We start from the raw sequence: 18,795 nt of genomic DNA on the forward strand, positions 1-18,795 counted from the left end.
AACAGCTTGCTGAGTTGCGTTAGACTGTTTCATGACCTGCCTCCCTCAATAGTGGCTCTGCATTTTGGTCCCTACCTCAACGTAATCCACGACGTTGAGGAGGGGCAGGTCAATCCATGATGTCTACTCGATCCCGCATACCCTCAACCCAGGCGATCGCCGATTTCGCATGCGAAATCCGTTTGCCAGCCTTCCGGCGCCAGCTGAGTGGCAGTCCCCGCCCTATCTCCCTCTGAGACCTGCATCACGCAGGAATGTGAGAGGAGAGAGCAATGAACATCGAGCTGATCGTGAACCAGGAAGATGCGCTGGCCTTTGGACGTGAGTTTGGCGGGCTGCCCCAGGACAGCCTCGAGGAGGATCAGGTGGCATTCGCCATCGACCCCCAGCAAGGGTCGCGATTCGTCCTCCCTCGCCAAGCGGGACGTAGCTGGCGCCAGCCAACACAGCGCGAGATGGCCAGCCTTGGCACTGATGCCAACGTGGCCTTCGAGGTGTTCTCGCTGAATGACCTGGAGGGCTTCGCGTTCTCCACCGAGGACGGGACTGTGATCCAGGTGCGCCGGCCTGACCGTGAGTTGCACCGGGAAAGCACTTTGCAGTCTATCGACAGCGATGAGGACGTGTTCGTGGTGAGCTTCACCAAGCGGTTCTTCCGCCGCATGTTCCTCAACAACCTGGCGCAATGGAAATTCCTCCAGCCCAGGGCAAAGATCGCACGTCACCTACAGCGGTGATGTTTTCCCGCCCCCTAACTCTTCGAGCTAGGGGGCTTTTCTCGGCCTATCGAAAAAAATCACCAGGAGGCGGCCATTAGTGTCAGTGGTGCCCCTATCCCCTACCGAGACCCATTCGGTGGGAATGTTGAGAGAGAGGAGATTGAACATGTGGGGCAAGACTATCCAGATCGGTCACATCGGTGAGCCTGAAGCACGCACCAACGACAAGGGAAACACCTACGTTCGGTTCGGCATCAACATGGCCAAGAAGTCGACTGATGAAGCCATGTGGCTCAACTGCATCATCGGTGGTCGCTTCGCTGAAGTGATGAAAGACCGCCTGATGCGAGGCCAACTGGTCTTTGTGGAAGGCGCCTTGTCTTTCCGCAAGGCACAAAATGGCACGGTGTACACCAACCTGATGGTCGACACATGCCGCATTCTGCGTGACCCGCGCTCTGCCAATGGCGGTGCAGGTGACGAGGAAGAAGACGGGGAGATTCCCTTCTAAATCATTCATTTACAGCCCCTGGGTAACTCCTGGGGCTTTTTCATGCGTAGACGACAGGGGCAGCCATGAGCGACACCGAACCGAATTCACAGAAGCCCAGAGAACAATCTCCCTTGGCAAGGGTGCTCCCCGTGGTGGGCGGGGCGCTGGGCATTGCCGCCTTCGCCTTGACCGCCATCCCGGTCCAGCTTCCCTGGGCATCGTCCGACGCAGAGACACCGCAGATCGTCACCTTCGACACCGCGAAATACGTGAATGCCCGCCGTGCCGCAGCCAGCAGCCTGCTGGGCGAGGACGGTGAGACACGAGACGCCGCGATCTCCACCCTATCCCGTATCGACAGTGGCGTGCGCCCCGCGATTGAAGAGGTGGCGGATGGCGCCGTGGTGATCGTGCGCCAGGCAGCCGTGCTCGATGGGTCACTCCCGGACATCACCGACACGGTGCTCAGTGACCTCGGCCTTCCGACAGACGCGCCAACGATTGAGACCAGCCTGGATCGCCATGGTGACACCTCTTACAGCTCCTCGGACCTTTATGAAGAGGCCCGTGAGCTTGTTCGCCGAGCCAACCAAGAGGCCCGTGAACAGGCCGCCTCCCGCAGCGAGGCGGACATTGAAGAGCTGCTGCCTTGATGCAGCAGATAGGAAAAACCCGAAGTGGCCATGCCCTGCATGGCGAGAGACACGCCAGTTCTGCTGGCGCAAACCTAAGCTCAAGGAGCACACCCATGAAGCACCTCACCCTGATCGCCTCAGCTGTCACCATCGCCTCTGCCCTGATGACCGGCAGTGCCTTCGCCGAAGACTCGAAAGCTGAGGGAGCCAAGGAGCTGCCCAAGGCAGTAGCGGACCTGGGCATTCCGGGCGCCAAGGTGGACAAGACGTTCGACACTGGCCTGGAAGGGATCAATGGCTGGGTTATCAGCGTCGAGAATGACACCAACGTGATCTACACCACCGAGGACGGCAAGCATGCGTTCGTCGGCATGATCCTCGGTGAGGGCGGTGAGAACCTGACCCAGGCGCACATGGAAGAGCACATGGAGAACAGCCCCCTAGCAAACATGCCGGGTCGAGCTGGCGCCAGCCAGGCCGACAACGGCTATTCCGACGACGAAGAAGCCAAGGCGCTGGAGCTGATCCAGGATGCCCCGTTCTACGTCGAAGAGGGCTCTGGCGAGCGCGTGCTGTACGTCATCTATGATACCCAGTGCCCCTACTGCCAGCGCATGTATGAGGCCTCTCGTGATGTCCTCGAGGACGTGACCATTCGCTGGGTGCCGGTGGGCTTCCTGGGAGAGCAGTCGCTGCACGAAGCGGCACAGATCGTGGATGCTGAGAACCCGGCAGAGGCCATGGCCACCATCAAGCAGGGCGGCTCAATCTCCGGGGCCTCAAGCACCGAGGCGATGGACATCGTGAGCCAGAACAGCCAGCTGACTCAGCAGGCGGGCATCGGCGCCACGCCGACCACTATCTACGAGGACGCGAACGGCGAAGCCCAGATCCGCCGCGGCGCCCTGCGTGCTGCCGAGATTCGCAACCTGTAACCTCTTCCATGACCGACCAAGGCGCCCAGGCTCCTCCCGAGGAGCCCGGGCGCTGTGCTAGAGGGTGTCTATGTCACACTATGAGCCGCCACGCATCAGTGTTGCTCGACGTGCCCTGGAGGGCATGTTCCCGCAGCTTGCCGTCAACCGCATCTTCCCGCGCCAGCCTCGCAAGGTTGGCCATGGGAATCGCGAGAGGACCATCTATCCCCGCCGCTGGCTGCATCATCCTCTCACCCCGGAGCAGGCCCGCTGGGTAGCGGAGCGCTCTGCTGATTACTGGTTCCGATGGTTCATTGCATTCGGCGGGTCAATGTTCCTCTCGGTGAAGCTGGGACCACCCTACGGGGCGTTTCTCCACCTGGGCTTTACCATCGTTGCTGGCTGGACGCTGATTGGCGTAGCTGTCGCAGTCGGCAGGAACCGGAAAAACCCGAGGATTGACGCATGACACAAGGCAAGGAGCCCTGGCTGGCAGGGCTGGGCCGGTGGCTCACCGGACGGAAGGCCCCCGCTGGCGAACAGGCAACAGTCGACCCAGGGGATCGCGCCATCACGGCAGCCACTCGCAGCCTGGCGCTGGACATGCTGAACGAGGCTCCCTCCCACGAGCGGTTCGCCCCCAAGGAGGTCGTCGTCTGGAAGTGGGGGATGAAGAACAAGGCCGTGCCCTTGGCTGGGCAAACAGCGTTGGTGATGAAGGTCCGAGAAGAGGCACTGGTCGATGACACCCAGCAGCCGTCATCGACCTACTACATGGAGCCCCTGGATGTCCTAATCGGCGTCTACACCCATGAGGGCATCTTCCGGGAGTTATGGATCGACGGCCGCAGGCTGTGTCATCGCACCGATCGGCGGGCGAAAGCCACCGGCTATGGCACCCCGGGGGAGGCCTCATGAGGGACGAAGCCAGTATCAAGGTCTCCGACACCCCACCGCAGTTCGATGAAATGATGAGCAAACTCGCCCGCCAGCAGTTGGGTCTCGATGCCCGGTACACGGTGTATGCCGTAGCCACCGACCACATCGATGAAATCGAGCTGGACCTGATCGATAGCTCTGAAGACCCCCGCCTTCAGAGCTTCACAGTCCACCTCCCAGCTGGCTTGGCCAGGGTCAGCCTTGCACCCTACGAGGATGGTGTCTGGAACCTCAAGGAGGCCGTCCATGGCGTTGTGAACCTAGGCCACGACGCTCGTGAGGCGCTTGCTGCTGGTAGCTCACAGCCCCGATCCCGGATCGCTCTACCTCCCCGCGGGGGCCGGCACTAGGCATTTGGCCCTTCGCAGTCCTATAAATTGTCGTCTGGTATTGTTACAATATGGCGCATGCAGATACTCGCCTTGAACAGCTCCGAGAGCTTCCTCTCACGAATGAAGACAAGCGCTACATCACGCACTGCCTCAATGAAGGCAGGGTGGAGGATGCTGAGCCGGTTCTGGCGGCGTATGCGTCATGTTGGGCCACCGCAGCTGACGGAGCCCCAGGCCGAATGCGGGATAATGCCGGCCGGCGAGCGGCCAACACCTTCCTCCGGGAGGCCCTGGGCGTCGATGGGCCGGCGTCCCCCCGGTAGGCAGCAGCGCCAGCTGCCTGCGTAGCTGGTGGGGAGGAGGAGTTATACCGTTATCTATAACGTGCCTAACTCTAGGACTACCCGACACCTGCGCCCCTATCCATAGTCACCATACTGCGATAGGGGGTTACATGTTCGACAATGCTTTGATCTACCGAGCCCACAGCCATTTCCCTGGCGCCGACCAGCTGGCACAGCTGTGCCAGAAGCAGCTGTTCCGAGCCTGCGCCGCGACCGAGGCCAAAAGGGTAGGGTGGTCGACCGTCTGTGGTGACCAGATGGTGCATCCGGTGAACTCGCAATTCCTGGTTCTGCGCTTCAGCCGGCAAGAGCGGCTACTTCCTGCCGCTGCGGTCAAAGAAGAGGTTGAGGAGCGTGCTGCGGCACGCGAGAAGGCGTCTGGATCTCCGTTGCGGCGAGCTGAGAAGCAGATCCTGAAGGAGGAGGTCTACGAGGAGCTGCTGCCCAGAGCGCTGAAGCGCACGGGTCACTTCCTCGTGGCCATCGACACCCAGCGAGGCTGGATTCTGGTGGATGCCGCCAGTCGCAAGAAAGCTGAGGAAGCGCTGGACTTGCTCCGGCTGACCACCGGCTCCTTGAAGGTCACACCTCTCGCCACTCGCGATCGCGCTACTGACCTGATGACACGCTGGCTGGCCAACCCGGCTGAGCGTGCGGAAGGCTGGGAGCTGGGCGAGGCATGCCAGCTTGAGTCCCCATCCGGGGATGAGGGCGTGATCAAAGCCACCGAGGTCGACCTCGAGAGCGACGAGATCCAGCAACACCTCGAGGGCGGCCGAATCTGCTCAGCTCTTGCAGTGGCCAGAACCGACCAGCTGGCGCTGGTTCTCCAGGACGACCTGGCGCTCAAGAAGGTCAAATTCGATGACGCGCTGATCGAGGGTGCCGACCCCTCCGATGACGATGCCTCGGCCTTCGACACCGAAGCCCATTTGCACATCCCAGCCCTCGCGGCCGTCATCGAGGAGCTGATCGGCTTACTCGGTGGCGAGGTCAGTCCGGTCATCGAGGAGGAGGCGTCCACCGAGGAACAAGAGGCAGCTTAGGCCTCGGCATAACCCTCTATGGCCTGGCGCCCGCTAGGCCTTTTTTATGCTCTACCTGTCCCGCCTTATGATCCTTGTCGGCTCACTTTATGTCGACTATTATGTTTCGCATGCGAAATTGGCCTGGCCAGGCCCTGCATCCTGAGCCGGGCAAGGACCAACCATCCTGCCTCCTCTGGAGGCCGGGCAACCGGGGACACCATGACCAAGATCATCAGCTTCGCCAATCAGAAAGGCGGGGTCGGCAAGTCGACCATCTGCCTCCAGACTGTCTTCCACCTACAGGAGGCAGGGTTTCGGGTGCTCGCTATCGACCTGGACCCTCAGGGCAACACCTCCAGCCGCCTGAGTCAGCAGGAAGGCGAGTACACGGGAACCCCCTCCGCGTTCCTGTTCCGGGAAGACTACACCGACATCCGCCCGATGCGGTGCGCCCGTGGGATGGACCTGATCTGGACCGAGAAGAACGACCCTGAGCTGTCGGAAATCGAGTCCATGCCGCTCAACTGCGTGCTCAACCCGATCAACAACCTGAAGGCCAGCGGAATCCTCGAGCACTACGATTATGTAGCGGTCGACTGCCCGCCCAGCCTTGGCCGGAAGCTCGTCGCCGCTCTCACCATGTCCACCCATGTCATCTGCCCGGTCCAAGTGAGTGGCTTCGCCCTGGATGGCGTCGAAGGCCTGCTCAACACCATCATCAACGTCCAGGAGGAGCTGAACCCCGACCTGGAGAACACCGGCATGGTGATCAACAATCTGAACCGCAACTTCCCCTCTCACCTGCGGGCATGCGAGCAGCTGCGCGAAGCAGTCCCCGATCTGGTCTACACCGCGGAGATCGGCCTGCGCGGGAAACTGGACGAGGCCAACAACCTCGGCGTCCCCGTGTGGAGCATCAAGACGACCTCAGCGCGTGACGCGGCGAAGGACATTCGGGCGGTCATCAACGAACTCATGGAAAAGGTGGGCTGACATGGCACTGGGAAACCTGAGCAACCTACAAAGCCTGTCTCGTCGCTCCAAGGGTGCGAAAGAGGTGCTGATGCTCGATACCGCCGAGGTAGAGCCCAAGCAAGGGCAGGTACGAGAGAAGTTTGCTGGCATCGAGGAGCTGGCCGAGTCGATTAAGGTGAACGGCCAGGAGCAGCCGATCATCGTCTATCCCAAGGACGAGAGCGGGAAATACCGCATCCAGAAGGGTGAGCGGCGCTGGCGAGCCTGCAAGCTGGCTGGTGTGCCTGTGGAGGCGATCGTCAACAAGAAGGAGTTGGACGACCTGGATGAGACGGCTGGCGAGCTGATCGAGAACATCCAGCGCGAGAACCTGACCCCGATGGAGATCGCCAAGGGCATCCAGAAATTCATCGATCGCGGCTGGCAGGGCATGGATGTCGCCAAGCGGCTAGGCAAGTCCCGGGGGTACGTCTCCTCCCACCTGTCCCTGCTGAAGCTCCCCGATTGCGTGATGCGTCTCTACGATGAGGAGGTTACGTCTGACCCGGAATCGCTCAACACGCTGCGCCAGCTGCACTCTATCGCCCCGGAACAGGCAGAGCGGATCTGCGCCAAGGCCCTGGAGGAAGGTATCAGCCGGAAGGCATGCCGTGAGCTTCTGAAGCAGGCCAAGAAAGGCGGGCTGCCGGAAGAACCTGAGATTCCTGCTTCCGAAAAGCCGGAGCCTCCCCCTGGCCCTGGGTTCAATGATGACCAGCCGAGTCTTGTTGGGCTACAGGAACCGGGGGCAGGCGACGATGGCGGCCATGAGCCCAACACCGGAGCCTCCGAGCACTCGGCCGCAGAGTCGTCCAGCTCTTCGCCTGGTCAGGGAGGACCTGCTGCGGGTGAAGAGGCTGGCGCTGAACCTTCCCAAGCGGCTAAGGCCGCTCCCAAGCGGGAAACACCGAAAGCCCCTGAGGCTAAGGGCACCACCCCTCCACAGCCGGTGCCAACCAAGGAACCGGCCCGGGCTCGGATCGTTGTCAGCGTGAACACCCAGGGAGGTCATCGAAGCGGGGTGCTGCAAACGGATCGGATCGACCCAGAGGCCGGCTACTGCTGGGTCCGCCTCGACAATGGGGATGAGGAGCCATTGAGAGCGCGGGTATCGGACGTGCAGCTGCTCGGCGTCGAAGGAGAGGAATAGTGCCGATGCCGAGCCTATCGCGAGACACACAGCGCAAGTACGCCATTCTGCGGGCGATCGACACCATGGAGCGGCCGTCGCTTCAGGACATCGCCTCGGAGACTGGCATACCTGCCGGCACCGTCAAACGACAGCTGACTTCGATCCGGGAGGAGCTGAAGGTGAAGATCCTCTTCATCCGAGACCCAAGCTCGCCAGAAGGCGCCAATGGGTACTACTCCCTGGAGGGATGGGGCATCCTCGACCCGGCCTCCTTCCGCAATCACTTCGGTTGAACCAGAACGACCATGCTACCCAGGGAGGCCCACGGCCTCCCTTTCTCGTGCTCATGCGCCTGGCTACAGAGCGCTCAGCGGCCGGCAGTCAGGGTTCAATTCGTCCAGGAGGTCTCCCAGCTCACCCAGCGCATCCCCGTAGCACTCGTGGGCGACCCCTGAGGATACCCGGTTGGGCATGTCATGCTGATCGAGCACGACGAGAAGCAGGCCCGGCGCCCCGTCTCGGGCTATCACGTCGATGTTCCCCCACAGATTCTCCCGCGAGACCGCATAGCTCAGCATCTCCCTGAAGCGCTCACGGTCATGCAGGATCTGGATGTTTGCCATTCTGGCCTCCTGGTTCATTGTCCTTTCATCGCCTCCTCGAGGCGACGTTCCGCGCTACGGTCATAGCGCTGCGTGGTAGCAAGGTTCGAGTGCCCAAGCGCATACTGCACGGTCAGCACGTCAATGCCACGATCAAGCAGGTTGGTGGCGAAGGTCCGCCTGAAGTCGTGAGGGGCGCATTCGTCTATGCCGGCCTGGGCCGCACGCTCCTTGATGATGTAGTAGACGGCCTGATCGGTCAGCCTCTGATCGCAGACCACGCCATGCCGGCGCACCCTCGTGAACAGTGGACCAGTGTCACGGCCAAGACAGGCCTGCCAGGCCCTGAGCCCCTTGAACGTCCGGTCGGGAAGGAAGACCAGCCGCTCCTTGTTGCCCTTGCCGACGATCCTGATGGCCTTGCGGCTGGTATCGATAGCCTCCAGATCCACGGACACACTCTCCGACCGGCGCAAACCCGTCGATACAAGCAGCTGGAGCAGCGCTGCATCACGAACCCCCTTGGGGCTGTCGTCAGTTTCGCATGCGGAACTGAGGGCCTGGATCGTGGCTTCATCCAGGTGGACCCCTTTGGGAAGACGGGAGCCAGGGACGCCCTTCAAGTCGCGGATCTGCTGGTAGCTCTCGCTGTCCATGTCCCCCATGACCCAGGCCTCGCGGGCAACACCCTTCATGGCCGACAAGGCAGCATTGACCGTGGCTGGCGCCTTGCCCATCTCGGTCATCATCTCCACGATCGATCGGACATGCTCACGGCGTATCAGCGCCCATGGGCAGCCCTGGATGTCGTAGCCACCGCTCAGCCTGGCGATGAACTGTAGGTGGGACCGCATCGTGATCCGGCTACGCCGGGAATTGAGGTTCAGCAGGTACGAGAGCCCTGCATTGCCTCTGGCCTCCGAGAGTGCGTCCTCAGCACCGGCCGCGAGCGCCTGGGAGCCCTGGGGTCGAACAAGGGTCAGCTCGCTATCCATGGCCACCCTCCGCCCCGGTCGACACGAGCTGCTTGAGGTGGTCGGCTTGGTGACTCGAGCACTGCTCAACCCCGTCCAGGTTGCCATGCTGGTGCTTCAGCTCGTAGAAGCCGTCGCCCCCAGGCACCTCCTCGACATAGACACGCTGGCGCTTGAGCCCGCCCGGGATGGTGCAGCTCAGGTGCTCCAAGACGGAATCAGCGTCCTCTCGGACGCTCACGATCTCTCCGTGATCGCGAAGGATCACCATGAAGTCATTGGTCAAGACAGCCGAGTATCCAGCCCTCGGTGGCATCGTGATCTGGTCTACCATTCAGGTCTCCAGCACAGATGGTTGGCGGGCTCGCCCGGGCCGCGGCCTCGCGGGCACCGCCAGGTGAATTCAGCCATGGCCATCACTTCCCTTGGCCAGGGAGTGATGAGCAAGGTCTCCCGTGTAGTAGCCCATCGATCGCTACACCTCCTCGAGGCACCATTCAGCAAAGGCCTCCTGCTGATGCTCGCTACAGGGGGCGAAGCCGGTGAAGCGGCCACCCTCGATCCTGATCTCATCGAAGCGCCCCATGGTGTCGCGGTAGTAGACTCGCCGCCGCCGCAGGTCACCCAGCTCAGCAGTCAGGCGGTCGATGACGCCCTGGGCATCGTTGGTGATGGAGCGCGGCCCATCCTGATCGATGATCACCACCAAGGTGTCGCTGACGAGCGCGATCTTGTAGATGGCCTGTAGCTTCATGCGTGAATCCTTCTCCAGTGGCCCTCAGGACAGGCTAGTTACCCCTATCGCCCTTCTCTACTTTCTTAAATAGTTATTTTAATAAGTAGAGATAGGGATGGCCAGACCAAGCTACATTTTATGTGGATCTAGGCAGTCACTCGTAAACGATAAAATTACGCCTATGAACCTGTTTTCATTCGATTTATTGGTGTTATCGACGGCTTTCGTGCCGCCTGTACGCAAAATCTGAGCGCCATTGGCGGGTGTTCTCCTCTGGATTTTGCACAGCGGCGCCTGTCCAGCGGCCCAGCACACTGCCAAGTCAGAGGGCTTCGGCAGGTCGACCAATCACCAAGGAGCCCATTGACACCGGGTTAAGCAGTCGCCAATATGTGCTTTGCACACTTACCATATCCATAGGGGTTTAGGAATGAGCATCCTCGCTAGGTACTTCCAACTCGAAAATGAGGCCCAAGAGCTTCGCAGGAAGATGCAAACTTTAGAGGACACTCCTGAGTTCAAAAGGGAAAAGGAATTTATAGATAAGCTCAGAAGGCTAATGGATGAATATAATAAGACAAATGGCGAGGTTATATCAGCTCTTGCCCCTGAATCAAGCATCGAGAACACTGAAAGCAAAAGAAGAAGAAAAAGAAAACTTAAAGTATATAGGAACCCTGAGACTGGTGAGGTTGTAGAAACCAGAGGTGGCAACCAGAAGACATTGAAGGCATGGAAAGAACAGTACGGGGCAGAAACTGTTGATTCATGGCTGATTGAAGAGAAGTAATCGGTTATATTGTGCAGCAGGCTGTAGAGGTTTACGATGTCTAAAAAAAGCAGCAATGACAAGGATATACAGGCCATCTCGGTGAGCAAGTCGGCTCAGCTCGACCTTTTCAGCCTGCTAGACGCCCGTGATGGCGATTATAGCAATAGCATCGATATTTATGATTCTTTGCCTAAATATTCGCTCGAGCGGCGTCGGCGCTTTACTGATATTCGGCAAGCCGCCGCGAAAGAACGTGAATGCCGGGTGGGTGGTCGCGTAATAAAAGTAAAAGTCCGCCCTGCTCTAATTGAAACACGTCCTGGGAAACCTGAGCTTGTTTACCCAGGTGAGCGCGAAGAGATCATTGAGGATGCTTTGAGAAAACTCGCTGTAAATGGCGGGATCGCGATGATTGACGGAAAGGTGGGTGTGCTATTCACATTCTATCAACTTCGCAATGAATTAAAGAGAAACAATCACGAGTTTAAACTTAGCGAAATAAAAGAAGCTATTCTTGTTTGCCGCGGGGCTCAACTTGAAACGGTTTCTGAAGATGGGGAAACGGTTATATCATCGAGCTTCTTCCCTATGGTAGGTCTTACCACAAGGAAAGACTTGAAGCTGAGGGAGGGGGATACAAAGTGCTATGTTCAGTTTAATCCCCTGGTGACTGAAAGCATTCATAACCAGACTTTCAGGCTGTATGACTATAAAACGTCTATGGCTATTAAGAGCCCCCTTGCTCGCTATATTCACAAGAGAATGAGTCACCATTGGAGTCAGGCCTCCTCCACCAATCCCTACACGCCGCGGCTTGTCTCCTTTCTCAAAGGGAGTCCGAGGGGGCTCTCTGACCGTATGGCCACGAATGTGAGGGCCATGAAGATGGCTCTTGATACGCTGAAGGAGCATAATGTCATCGATAGCTACGATGACAGCGAACGAATCAAAGACGGAAAGAAACTGACCGATATTGTTTACAAGATATACCCTACTAAGCAGTTCGTTAAGATCATAAAAAAGGCGAACTACAAGAATGGGATAATATCTACAAAAAAGGCTCTTACAGCTTCTGAAGAGAGTGAGTAGTTACGAAATATATCACTCCCTTTCATGCTAGCCGCGGGATATTAACTGCGGCTTTTTTATTGCCACTGGCTTTAATTATGCCTGCTACGGCTGTCCTCTTCAGGATCGGTGGAAATTCTGCACTGTTGGTAGGCTTTGTCACCACCGCCGCCCTCATCCGGTCCGCGAGAACCCTGCACCGTTGGCCGCCCAGGGCACCGGCTCCCGGCCCGACCGTAGGTGGAGGGTCGGCAACGATTCTGACGAAATCCTCCAAAAAGTGAACTAACCTATTGGCTTTAAATTATTTTTATATGGTGGCTCATGGGTGAAACCTGCCGTTCAAAATCAAGCGTATAATCGCCAAATCGGTTGATATGGTCCGTGCGGTATGGGGCCAATCCTTTGAGAATATCGTGATCAATATGATGGCCGCGATCCTTGAGATCTTTAAGGGTTAACGTCATCGACTCCACATTGTGAAGAATGACCAGGTTGGCCACCAAGTGGTTATATTTGATCACCTTCCGTTGCTCGTGGCGGATATTCTCGGCGATCACCCCCTCGCCGCCGAAAAATAGCCATTTTACGAACTGGTTGAACTCCTCCGTTTTGTTCGTCTCCGCATGAATGGTTCGCCGCAACTCCACGCTGCCAATGTAGTCCAGAAGAAAGGTTGTCCGAACTACCCGCCCCAGTTCCCGGAAAGCAAAGTAGAGTTTATTCTTGAGGCTTGCGGTACCTAAACGTCGCAATACCGTGGACGGTGCTATTTTCCCTGCCTTTATCGATAGCGCCACCCGGAGCATGTCGGGTACATGTGTTTCAATCAGTTTCCAGTTGACGGTTTCGCTGAATAAGGCATTGATGTGCTCATACCGCTGGCGTTTGTCAGGCTTGTAGAACACCAGCTGCTTCAGATTCCGGATGCGGGGCATCAGGTTGATACCCAGCAGGTAAGCCAACCCGAAGACGGGCGCACTTTGCGCCTGAGTATCGCCATGCAAGGTGTCAGGCTGGATATCGGAATCGTTTTTGATCAGCCCGTCAAGGATGTAAATGGCCTCATAAACGCCGCAAGGGATGAAGTGGCTGAACAGCGCGATGTATTTGTCGGAGACGTGGTAGTAGCCCACCCCGCCGTAGCCACCGTACCGTATGTGGTATTCCGATAGCAGATTCTGTTCGTACAGATTCCATTTTGTGCCATCGGCGGCAGCCCGCTGGCCAGTTCCCCAGTGTCGCGGCAGCCGGTAGCGGTTGTAGGCATTGATAACCTGCACAATGGCCTGCTCCAAGCGCTCTTCGGTGACGTGCCGCAGGTTGAGCCAGGACACCTGCCGGCGATTAAGTGTCGTGATGGATCGGGCGGTCTGAGTTGGCCCGAGATTGCAGCCATAGCAAAACAAGGTCGAAACAAAGCGGGTACGTGGGTCTTCCAGCTTGCTCTCAAAACCGGAAAGTGGTCCAAAGCGTTTGTGGAGCCCCAGCCATTTTTCGGCTTCCACCAGGATGTCGAGAATATTCTTTTCGGGCAAATTCTGGGATAACTGTTTGTCAATTTCGGCCAGCCCATCGGGAGGCGCTGTGCGACGGTGCTTCCGGATCACCAGCTCTTCACCATTGAAGACGGTGTATTCATTCTCCGGGAAGTTACGGTCAATGCGGTCCGCCGTTTCGCTCAAGCGTGAGCGGGCCTGCGCCACAAAAGCGGCTGGGTCGGATGCGATATCAACCATCGCACTGTAGTCCGCTATTTGGGCATCATAGACACTCCAATCCACGAGCTGATCGCGGTAGTCGCTGTACTGGTCGCTATTCGCGACCGCGAGATCGCCGGAAATCAGTTCACGCTTCACCTGCGTTAGTACGCCCAGCTCGAAATACTTCCGGTAGACCATACCGGGCAGTAGCTGGCTTGACCCGGACCCCAATATGAGACGGCGCCAACGCTCCGGTAGCCAGGACACGTCGACGGGTTGAGTGCTGAGCACAAGGCATTCCTTGCGGCTGTGCCGGTGCTTTTTCAGAGTCGCAATCGCCTCAATCAAGGATTGATCGTGGCTGGTTGCCGTCAGATCCAGTAGTTCAAGGCAATTGAATAGCAGGGGGCGTAACGGGCGATAGGGTTGCAGCATAAACGGGATGAAGTTATTGCCAGCATAGGCCATGTGTTCCTCACACTCGGCCAGTAATTCATCAGGGTCGCTCTGGATGGCAGCCGCCACTCGGGCACCTCGCTCGGAATCCGTCGGCGCTTCCTGAACGGCGGTCAGCACGTCACGCAGTTGAGCGACCAGTTTGTCCATCCGTTTCATGTGATCCAGATGATACTGGTTCAGGTTGGCTTCCGCCTTAGTCTTGATGTTGCGCATCTTGCGGACAAAGATGTCGACGGCATCGTCCATTGCGCGACGCAATTGGGCATGGACCAACAGAATCATCAAGGCATAGCGTTTGGTGCTTTGCATAGCCTTGATGTTGGCCGCGCCAAGCGCTCGTGCTTCCAGTATGAAGTGGTGATACTTGGCGGCTGGAATGTGATCAACAGCGGGCAATCGTTGACACCAGCCCTGAAGCCATTCCAGGTGCTGAAGATACTTCTTCACTTCCGTATTGGTCGGCTTTTTGGGTTCCTGTTTCAGTTTATGCCAACTGGTATGAGATGAATCGTCTGGCACTTGCAGCAGCCGGTCAAATTCCTGTTTTTGCTGCGCCGTCAAACCCGCACTGAGCGTCCGAAAGTAACCTGTATTAACCGTGCTGCGAGCCTGACGCGCGGACCGTTGCAGCGTTGAAAAACCCGGCAGTTCAAAACGCTGGCGCACCAGCTCTTCGATCACCACATTGATAATGTCCGCCAGATCTTGCTTGGTGGTTGCCGCTTCACGCGCCAAGTCCCTCACGATAGCCTTGCCTTCGACGGTAAACGCCTTGATGCCCACCTGTTGACGAATCGCGTCCAACATCCGCTGACGGGCGCCACCATTGCGGTCGTATTCCCTGAGCTGGCTCAATGGGACGGGTAAAAGGTCGTCGCAGGCCAGGATATGCGCTGTGATGGGCCGCGGGACCGTTTTGAGATTCACGAAGTAGCCAAGGAGATGATCCTCTTATTCAGGCAACTGGAGAAAACAGAAGAGGAGGAATTTGAACACCCTTCTCCGATTCTCGGCATTCGGCTCCAATTTGCCTTTGCCGCCAGAATGTCCGAAATCCTGGCGCTGCGATGGGAGTGGGTAGACCTGGTCGGTCGCCGAGTAGTCTGGCCCGACAGCAAAACCGGTGACATGTCCAAACCTATCAGCTCGGAAGCCTACGAACTGCTCTCTGATGCCGCAATCCACAGCAAATCGGAGTACGTCTGCCCTGCTCTGGAAGATCCCAACAAGCCGTTGACCCAAAACGCCTACTATGGCGCCTGGCGCCGCATACTGAAAAGGGCCGGCATCCCCCTTGTTGGCACACACGGCATCCGGCATCGCGCTGCCACCGACATCGCCAATTCCGGCATCCCGATCAAAGTGGGTATGGCACTGACCGCTCACAAAACCGTGACCATGTTCATGCGATACGTTCATGTCGAGGACGATCCGGTGCGGGAAGCAGCCGAACTGGTGGCAAATCGACGCCAGATTATCACCAGGCTGAAATCAAATAAGGCGGAACCCTAATGACCATTCTCCAAGAGTGGGGACAGACTGAACGCCAAACGGCTAAAAATACGTATTTTCTTTTATTATCACCACCGTAGGAAGCCTACACCGTACTACGCAATATGGCCTGAAATGGCATAGTTTGGCGATCAAATTGCCCCAGATTTTCCCTAAGAAATCGGCCGGTAACTTGGGGCATATCTCAGCGTATGCAGTAGTACTTTGCTGGGGTTGGAAGGAACTCCCACAGACACGTTGGCTGACAACACCGTGAGTCACAGGACTCCCATGGTACTATCCGGCCCACACAAACAGGTGCCGAGTCCGGGTATCATCGTGGAAGAAGCCAAATGCGTAACAGCCTAGAACAATATCAGGTCTGGTTTTATCTGGTTGCCATCCTGGCCGGCATGGCCATCGGCTGGATGTCACCAGAGCAGACCCGTCATTGGGAAGCGCTGCTTTGGCCCGCACTGGGCGTTCTCCTGTACACCACTTTCACTCAGGTACCACTGATACATCTCAGGTCGGCATTTCGTGATCGCCGCTTTCTGGCCGCTTTGCTGACGGGCAATTTTATTCTGATACCAGTGGTCGTTGGTCTTCTATTGTGGCTGTTACCGGATGATCCCGCTATTCGTCTCAGCGTGCTGCTGGTACTGCTGGTACCCTGTACGGACTGGTTTATCAGTTTTACCCATCTCGGTGGCGGGGACGGTGCCCGGGCCATCGCGGCCGCGCCGATCCTCCTGATTGTCCAGCTCATTTTGCTGCCCGTTTACATCTGGCTCTTCATGGGCAATATCGCCATTGAACTGGCGGTTGGCAGCCACTTGTTGCCAGCCTTCTTCGGACTGATTGTCACTCCGCTGATCCTGGCCTGGTTAACCGAACGGCTGACGGAAAAGCACCCGCGCGCGCAAACACTGGTGGACTGGCTTGGGTGGCTGCCCGTGCCGTTGCTGGCATTGGTGGTGTTTCTAATTGCCGGTTCCCAGGTCAGCCTGGTGATCGACAATGGCGCCCTGCTGTGGTCGGCGCTTGTGGTTTTTGTACTTTATCTGGTTGCCGCCGCTACCATCGGCAAGGGGCTCAGTGAGCTATTCGGGTTCACGCCCACTATCGGCCGCACCCTCACCTTCAGCTTTGGTACCCGCAACTCCTTCGTCATGCTGCCGCTGGCCCTGTCACTGCCGGAACCCTGGCGGGCCGCTGTCGTTGTCATTGTTTTCCAATCCCTGGTCGAGTTGTTCGGTATGGTCGCGTATCTGCGCTGGCTGCCGCACCTGATCAGGCATTCCGACTGAGCCGGGAACGCAGCCTTACCCGGCACAACAGGACAATTGAGTCACGTCCTTGGTAAAAGTCTGGGCGCAGTGCTTGAGCCCTTCCACTGTGGTCCGGTAGGGAAACAGCTCTTCAGCCAATTCCTGCACGGTCATATTGGCCCGCATCGCCATGACCGCCGGCATGGCGCGAAGATCGAGCATAGCGTCGCCGCCGGCCATATTGATCCCGGCCCGGCTGCCCCCGGCGGCAGCCACATAGACGAACTGCGGTTGGTCGGTGCAATCGCCCGCCACTCAGGGCAGCGCACTACGGACACACGTAACGCCATGGGAGTCCAGTCCTTTCTATGTGGTTGCCTTTCTGCTAGGCTCACGATCAAATTCCGGGACCACTTGCATGATTAAACGCTGTTTCATAGTCGCAATGACGCTGTTGATTGCTTTGCAGTCAGTGGCGTCTATTGCCTATGAAACACAACCGCACAACCCCGCAATGCCACATTATGATGCGCATTCACACGAATCAGCGGATTTTTCCAGCGAAAATCAGGCAACCAAGTCGTCTCCCGGCAGCCCCAGTCATTCAGCGGACCATGGCCATCACAGCCACAGCTGCTTTCACATGGTATTGCTGGGAACCCTCACCAACATTTCCGGCTTGACTGCGGGAATAGTACTGTCCGACTACCAAGCCAACTTCACCACCGGGGTTCAATCCTCCCTTTTCCGCCCTCCCATTTCCTGACCCTGCGAATATCTTCCCCACCCGGGGAATAACCGTCATTTAGAATTTCGTAGGAGCAGTCTCATGCTTTTCAGAATGCCCATAACTGGGCGGCGCGCAATGCCATGCCATTTTATTATTCATGCCTTTTGCCTTCTAACGCTGGCATTCGGTTCTGCCCTGGCACATGCCGGTGACAAACCACTCACTCTGTCCGAGGCACTCTCGCGGGCCATGGCGCAAAACCCCGGCCTCCAGGTCTTCGATTTTCGCCTTCAGGGTCTTGAGGGTCGCCGCGTTACGGCAGGTCAAAATCCTGCCCTGGAGGCCGATCTGGAAGTGGAAAACTTCCTCGGCAGCGACAATCTGCGAGGGGTCGACGGGGCGGAGTACACCCTGTCCTTGTCATCGGTCCTCGAACTTGGCGGCAAGCGTCAGGCCCGCGTCAGCGTAGTTGACTCACAATACGGGCGGGTCGAGGCCGAGCGCCGGGCCGAGACCCTGGATCTCTTGGGACAGGCGACCCAGCGCTTTGTCGCCACACTGGCCCTGCAGGAAAAACTCCAACTGGCCGCTGAAGCTGTGGCGCTGGCCGAGGCCACCCACGAGATCGTCACCCGTCGCGCCGACAGGGGCGCGGCGCCCCAGGCCGAAGTCCTGCGCGCCAGGGCCGCGCTCACCCAGAGTCGTATTGAGCAGTCCCGTCTTCGAGCCGCCTACGAGAGCCGGAAAATGGCTCTGGCTTCCCTGTGGGGCGATACCAGCCCGGACTTTCAAATGCTGGAAGGCGATCTGTTCCAGTTCGGTTCATCCGACAACTTCGATGCCCTGTACCAGCGGGTCAGCGACAGCCCAGCCATTCAAATCTACGCCAGCGAACAGCGTATCCGCGAAGCGGAGATTCAGCTGGCGCGCAGCCAGTCCGAAAGCGACATCCGTTGGCAGGTGGGCGTCCGGCGTTTCGAGGAGACGGATGATACCGCCTTGACCGCAGGGCTCTCGGTACCGCTCTTTTCCGGACGGCGCAATCGCGGCGAGGTGCAGGCCGCCCTGGCGGCGCGGGATGAGGTCCGATTCCGCCGGGAGGATACCCTGCTGCGCCTCCATTCGCGCCTGTTCGACGCCTACCACTTGCGGCAACAAAGTATCGAGACTGTTGAGCAGATTCGCAGCCAAATGCTTCCCGACCTGACCGAGGCACTCACTCAGACCCGCGAAGCCTATGAAAACGGCCGCTACAGCTATGTGGAGTGGACCGCCGCACAGCGGGAGCTGCTCTCAGCACGGGAGGCACTGGTCGACGCCGCCACCACGGCGCTGCTCAACCAGGCGTTGATCGAACAACTTACGGCGCAGCCACTCGCGACTGTTCCGGGCGCCCCGACGCGCTAACCCACAAATTCAGGATTCACACCATGCAA

At 58.2% G+C, this 18,795-nt stretch carries 21 protein-coding genes and 2 pseudogenes; 17 read left to right on the forward strand and 6 right to left on the reverse strand.

The features are described from left to right. Positions 1-272: 272 nt before the first annotated feature. The 11 genes from NH344_RS16295 (at position 273) to NH344_RS16345 (ending at position 7,846) form a co-directional block, all read left to right on the forward strand. Positions 273-737 carry a hypothetical protein gene (locus NH344_RS16295; protein ID WP_179931219.1) on the forward strand — a complete coding sequence of 155 codons (465 nt, stop codon included), beginning with the start codon at positions 273-275 and terminating at the stop codon, positions 735-737. Positions 738-885: 148 nt separating this feature from the next. After that, positions 886-1,230, forward strand: coding sequence for a single-stranded DNA-binding protein (locus NH344_RS16300; protein WP_074211802.1), 345 nt, complete (start codon positions 886-888; stop codon positions 1,228-1,230). 65 nt (positions 1,231-1,295) lie between these two features. Continuing rightward, positions 1,296-1,865 carry a hypothetical protein gene (locus tag NH344_RS16305; RefSeq protein WP_230834758.1) on the forward strand — a complete coding sequence of 190 codons (570 nt, stop codon included), beginning with the start codon at positions 1,296-1,298 and terminating at the stop codon, positions 1,863-1,865. A gap of 95 nt (positions 1,866-1,960) precedes the next feature. Beyond that, positions 1,961-2,782, forward strand: coding sequence for a thioredoxin fold domain-containing protein (locus NH344_RS16310; protein ID WP_074211803.1), 822 nt, complete (start codon positions 1,961-1,963; stop codon positions 2,780-2,782). A 64-nt stretch (positions 2,783-2,846) separates the two neighbouring features. Continuing rightward, the gene (locus NH344_RS16315) at positions 2,847-3,233 is read left to right on the forward strand and encodes a hypothetical protein (RefSeq protein WP_230834757.1); all 387 of its coding nucleotides are present in this window, start codon (positions 2,847-2,849) and stop codon (positions 3,231-3,233) included. Then, positions 3,230-3,682, forward strand: a complete 453-nt coding sequence (locus NH344_RS16320; protein ID WP_230834756.1) for a hypothetical protein — start codon at positions 3,230-3,232, stop codon at positions 3,680-3,682. The genes NH344_RS16315 and NH344_RS16320 overlap by 4 nt, the downstream gene beginning before the upstream one ends. After that, on the forward strand, positions 3,679-4,053 hold the full coding sequence (locus NH344_RS16325; protein WP_230834755.1) for a hypothetical protein: 375 nt from the start codon (positions 3,679-3,681) through the stop codon (positions 4,051-4,053). The genes NH344_RS16320 and NH344_RS16325 overlap by 4 nt, the downstream gene beginning before the upstream one ends. A gap of 436 nt (positions 4,054-4,489) precedes the next feature. Continuing rightward, entirely contained in the window at positions 4,490-5,425 is a 936-nt protein-coding gene (locus tag NH344_RS16330; protein WP_179931222.1) for a recombination-associated protein RdgC, read from the forward strand. A 201-nt stretch (positions 5,426-5,626) separates the two neighbouring features. After that, positions 5,627-6,400 (forward strand): ParA family protein, encoded by a 774-nt coding sequence (locus NH344_RS16335; protein WP_022524305.1) that lies wholly within the window; start codon positions 5,627-5,629, stop codon positions 6,398-6,400. A gap of 1 nt (position 6,401) precedes the next feature. Further along, positions 6,402-7,571: a ParB/RepB/Spo0J family partition protein gene (locus tag NH344_RS16340; protein WP_230834754.1), complete on the forward strand. Its 1,170-nt coding sequence runs from the start codon at positions 6,402-6,404 to the stop codon at positions 7,569-7,571. A gap of 5 nt (positions 7,572-7,576) precedes the next feature. Beyond that, entirely contained in the window at positions 7,577-7,846 is a 270-nt protein-coding gene (locus tag NH344_RS16345; protein ID WP_230834760.1) for a helix-turn-helix domain-containing protein, read from the forward strand. Positions 7,847-7,909: 63 nt separating this feature from the next. Here NH344_RS16345 and NH344_RS16350 read toward each other — a convergent pair whose 3' ends face one another. The 4 genes from NH344_RS16350 to NH344_RS16365 all read right to left on the reverse strand — a co-directional run bounded on the left by NH344_RS16350 (position 7,910) and on the right by NH344_RS16365 (position 9,883). Then, positions 7,910-8,176, reverse strand: coding sequence for a hypothetical protein (locus tag NH344_RS16350; RefSeq protein WP_230834753.1), 267 nt, complete (start codon positions 8,174-8,176; stop codon positions 7,910-7,912). 14 nt (positions 8,177-8,190) lie between these two features. Further along, positions 8,191-9,150: a tyrosine-type recombinase/integrase gene (locus NH344_RS16355; protein ID WP_179931225.1), complete on the reverse strand. Its 960-nt coding sequence runs from the start codon at positions 9,148-9,150 to the stop codon at positions 8,191-8,193. Further along, positions 9,143-9,370 (reverse strand): hypothetical protein, encoded by a 228-nt coding sequence (locus tag NH344_RS16360; RefSeq protein ID WP_230834752.1) that lies wholly within the window; start codon positions 9,368-9,370, stop codon positions 9,143-9,145. The genes NH344_RS16355 and NH344_RS16360 overlap by 8 nt, the downstream gene beginning before the upstream one ends. A 234-nt stretch (positions 9,371-9,604) precedes the next feature. Further along, complete coding sequence (locus tag NH344_RS16365; protein ID WP_074211814.1) at positions 9,605-9,883, reverse strand: hypothetical protein; 279 nt, start codon at positions 9,881-9,883, stop codon at positions 9,605-9,607. Between the two features lie 412 nt (positions 9,884-10,295). Here NH344_RS16365 and NH344_RS16370 point away from each other — a divergent pair, with 412 nt between their 5' ends. After that, a complete protein-coding gene (locus NH344_RS16370; RefSeq protein ID WP_022524310.1) occupies positions 10,296-10,655 on the forward strand; it encodes a histone-like nucleoid-structuring protein, MvaT/MvaU family in 360 nt (119 codons plus the stop codon). A 36-nt stretch (positions 10,656-10,691) separates the two neighbouring features. After that, positions 10,692-11,726, forward strand: a complete 1,035-nt coding sequence (locus NH344_RS16375; RefSeq protein WP_022524311.1) for a hypothetical protein — start codon at positions 10,692-10,694, stop codon at positions 11,724-11,726. Positions 11,727-12,004: 278 nt separating this feature from the next. On the opposite strand, the gene NH344_RS16380 is transcribed toward NH344_RS16375, so the two are convergent. Further along, on the reverse strand, positions 12,005-14,794 hold the full coding sequence (locus tag NH344_RS16380; protein WP_253028158.1) for a Tn3 family transposase: 2,790 nt from the start codon (positions 14,792-14,794) through the stop codon (positions 12,005-12,007). A gap of 12 nt (positions 14,795-14,806) precedes the next feature. On the opposite strand from NH344_RS16380, the pseudogene NH344_RS16385 reads away from it, so the two are divergent. Both NH344_RS16385 and NH344_RS16390 read left to right on the forward strand, forming a co-directional pair. After that, positions 14,807-15,379 (forward strand): annotated as a pseudogene (locus NH344_RS16385) (site-specific integrase); the annotation flags it as partial. A 332-nt stretch (positions 15,380-15,711) separates the two neighbouring features. Further along, entirely contained in the window at positions 15,712-16,668 is a 957-nt protein-coding gene (locus NH344_RS16390) for an arsenic resistance protein (protein WP_253028159.1), read from the forward strand. A 15-nt stretch (positions 16,669-16,683) separates the two neighbouring features. Here the strand turns inward: NH344_RS16390 and NH344_RS16395 are convergent. Further along, positions 16,684-16,965, reverse strand: a pseudogene (locus tag NH344_RS16395) (hypothetical protein); the annotation flags it as partial. Positions 16,966-17,047: 82 nt separating this feature from the next. Between NH344_RS16395 and NH344_RS16400 the strand changes: the two are divergent. Together NH344_RS16400 and NH344_RS16405 are read left to right on the forward strand one after the other, a co-directional pair. Continuing rightward, complete coding sequence (locus NH344_RS16400) at positions 17,048-17,395, forward strand: hypothetical protein (RefSeq protein ID WP_152621782.1); 348 nt, start codon at positions 17,048-17,050, stop codon at positions 17,393-17,395. 63 nt (positions 17,396-17,458) lie between these two features. After that, a complete protein-coding gene (locus tag NH344_RS16405) occupies positions 17,459-18,766 on the forward strand; it encodes a TolC family protein (protein ID WP_058578692.1) in 1,308 nt (435 codons plus the stop codon). Positions 18,767-18,795 lie beyond the last annotated feature (29 nt).

Origin of the sequence: Halomonas sp. Ps84H-12 (assembly GCF_024124725.1) — a bacterium.
GTDB classification, from domain to species: Bacteria; Pseudomonadota; Gammaproteobacteria; order Pseudomonadales; family Halomonadaceae; genus Vreelandella; species Vreelandella aquamarina.

Excerpts from the sequence above, each read along its gene's own strand:
- NH344_RS16300 (WP_074211802.1), top strand. The coding sequence starts at position 886 with ATGTGGGGCAAGACTATCCAGATCGGTCACATCGGTGAGCCTGAAGCA.
- NH344_RS16330 (WP_179931222.1), top strand. The coding sequence starts at position 4,490 with ATGTTCGACAATGCTTTGATCTACCGAGCCCACAGCCATTTCCCTGGC.
- NH344_RS16340 (WP_230834754.1), top strand. The coding sequence starts at position 6,402 with ATGGCACTGGGAAACCTGAGCAACCTACAAAGCCTGTCTCGTCGCTCC.
- NH344_RS16320 (WP_230834756.1), top strand. The coding sequence starts at position 3,230 with ATGACACAAGGCAAGGAGCCCTGGCTGGCAGGGCTGGGCCGGTGGCTC.
- NH344_RS16325 (WP_230834755.1), top strand. The coding sequence starts at position 3,679 with ATGAGGGACGAAGCCAGTATCAAGGTCTCCGACACCCCACCGCAGTTC.
- NH344_RS16390 (WP_253028159.1), top strand. The coding sequence starts at position 15,712 with ATGCGTAACAGCCTAGAACAATATCAGGTCTGGTTTTATCTGGTTGCC.
- NH344_RS16310 (WP_074211803.1), top strand. The coding sequence starts at position 1,961 with ATGAAGCACCTCACCCTGATCGCCTCAGCTGTCACCATCGCCTCTGCC.
- NH344_RS16400 (WP_152621782.1), top strand. The coding sequence starts at position 17,048 with ATGATTAAACGCTGTTTCATAGTCGCAATGACGCTGTTGATTGCTTTG.
- NH344_RS16345 (WP_230834760.1), top strand. The coding sequence starts at position 7,577 with ATGCCGAGCCTATCGCGAGACACACAGCGCAAGTACGCCATTCTGCGG.
- NH344_RS16370 (WP_022524310.1), top strand. The coding sequence starts at position 10,296 with ATGAGCATCCTCGCTAGGTACTTCCAACTCGAAAATGAGGCCCAAGAG.
- NH344_RS16350 (WP_230834753.1), bottom strand. The coding sequence starts at position 8,176 with ATGGCAAACATCCAGATCCTGCATGACCGTGAGCGCTTCAGGGAGATG.
- NH344_RS16295 (WP_179931219.1), top strand. The coding sequence starts at position 273 with ATGAACATCGAGCTGATCGTGAACCAGGAAGATGCGCTGGCCTTTGGA.
- NH344_RS16365 (WP_074211814.1), bottom strand. The coding sequence starts at position 9,883 with ATGAAGCTACAGGCCATCTACAAGATCGCGCTCGTCAGCGACACCTTG.
- NH344_RS16335 (WP_022524305.1), top strand. The coding sequence starts at position 5,627 with ATGACCAAGATCATCAGCTTCGCCAATCAGAAAGGCGGGGTCGGCAAG.
- NH344_RS16305 (WP_230834758.1), top strand. The coding sequence starts at position 1,296 with ATGAGCGACACCGAACCGAATTCACAGAAGCCCAGAGAACAATCTCCC.
- NH344_RS16375 (WP_022524311.1), top strand. The coding sequence starts at position 10,692 with ATGTCTAAAAAAAGCAGCAATGACAAGGATATACAGGCCATCTCGGTG.
- NH344_RS16405 (WP_058578692.1), top strand. The coding sequence starts at position 17,459 with ATGCTTTTCAGAATGCCCATAACTGGGCGGCGCGCAATGCCATGCCAT.
- NH344_RS16355 (WP_179931225.1), bottom strand. The coding sequence starts at position 9,150 with ATGGATAGCGAGCTGACCCTTGTTCGACCCCAGGGCTCCCAGGCGCTC.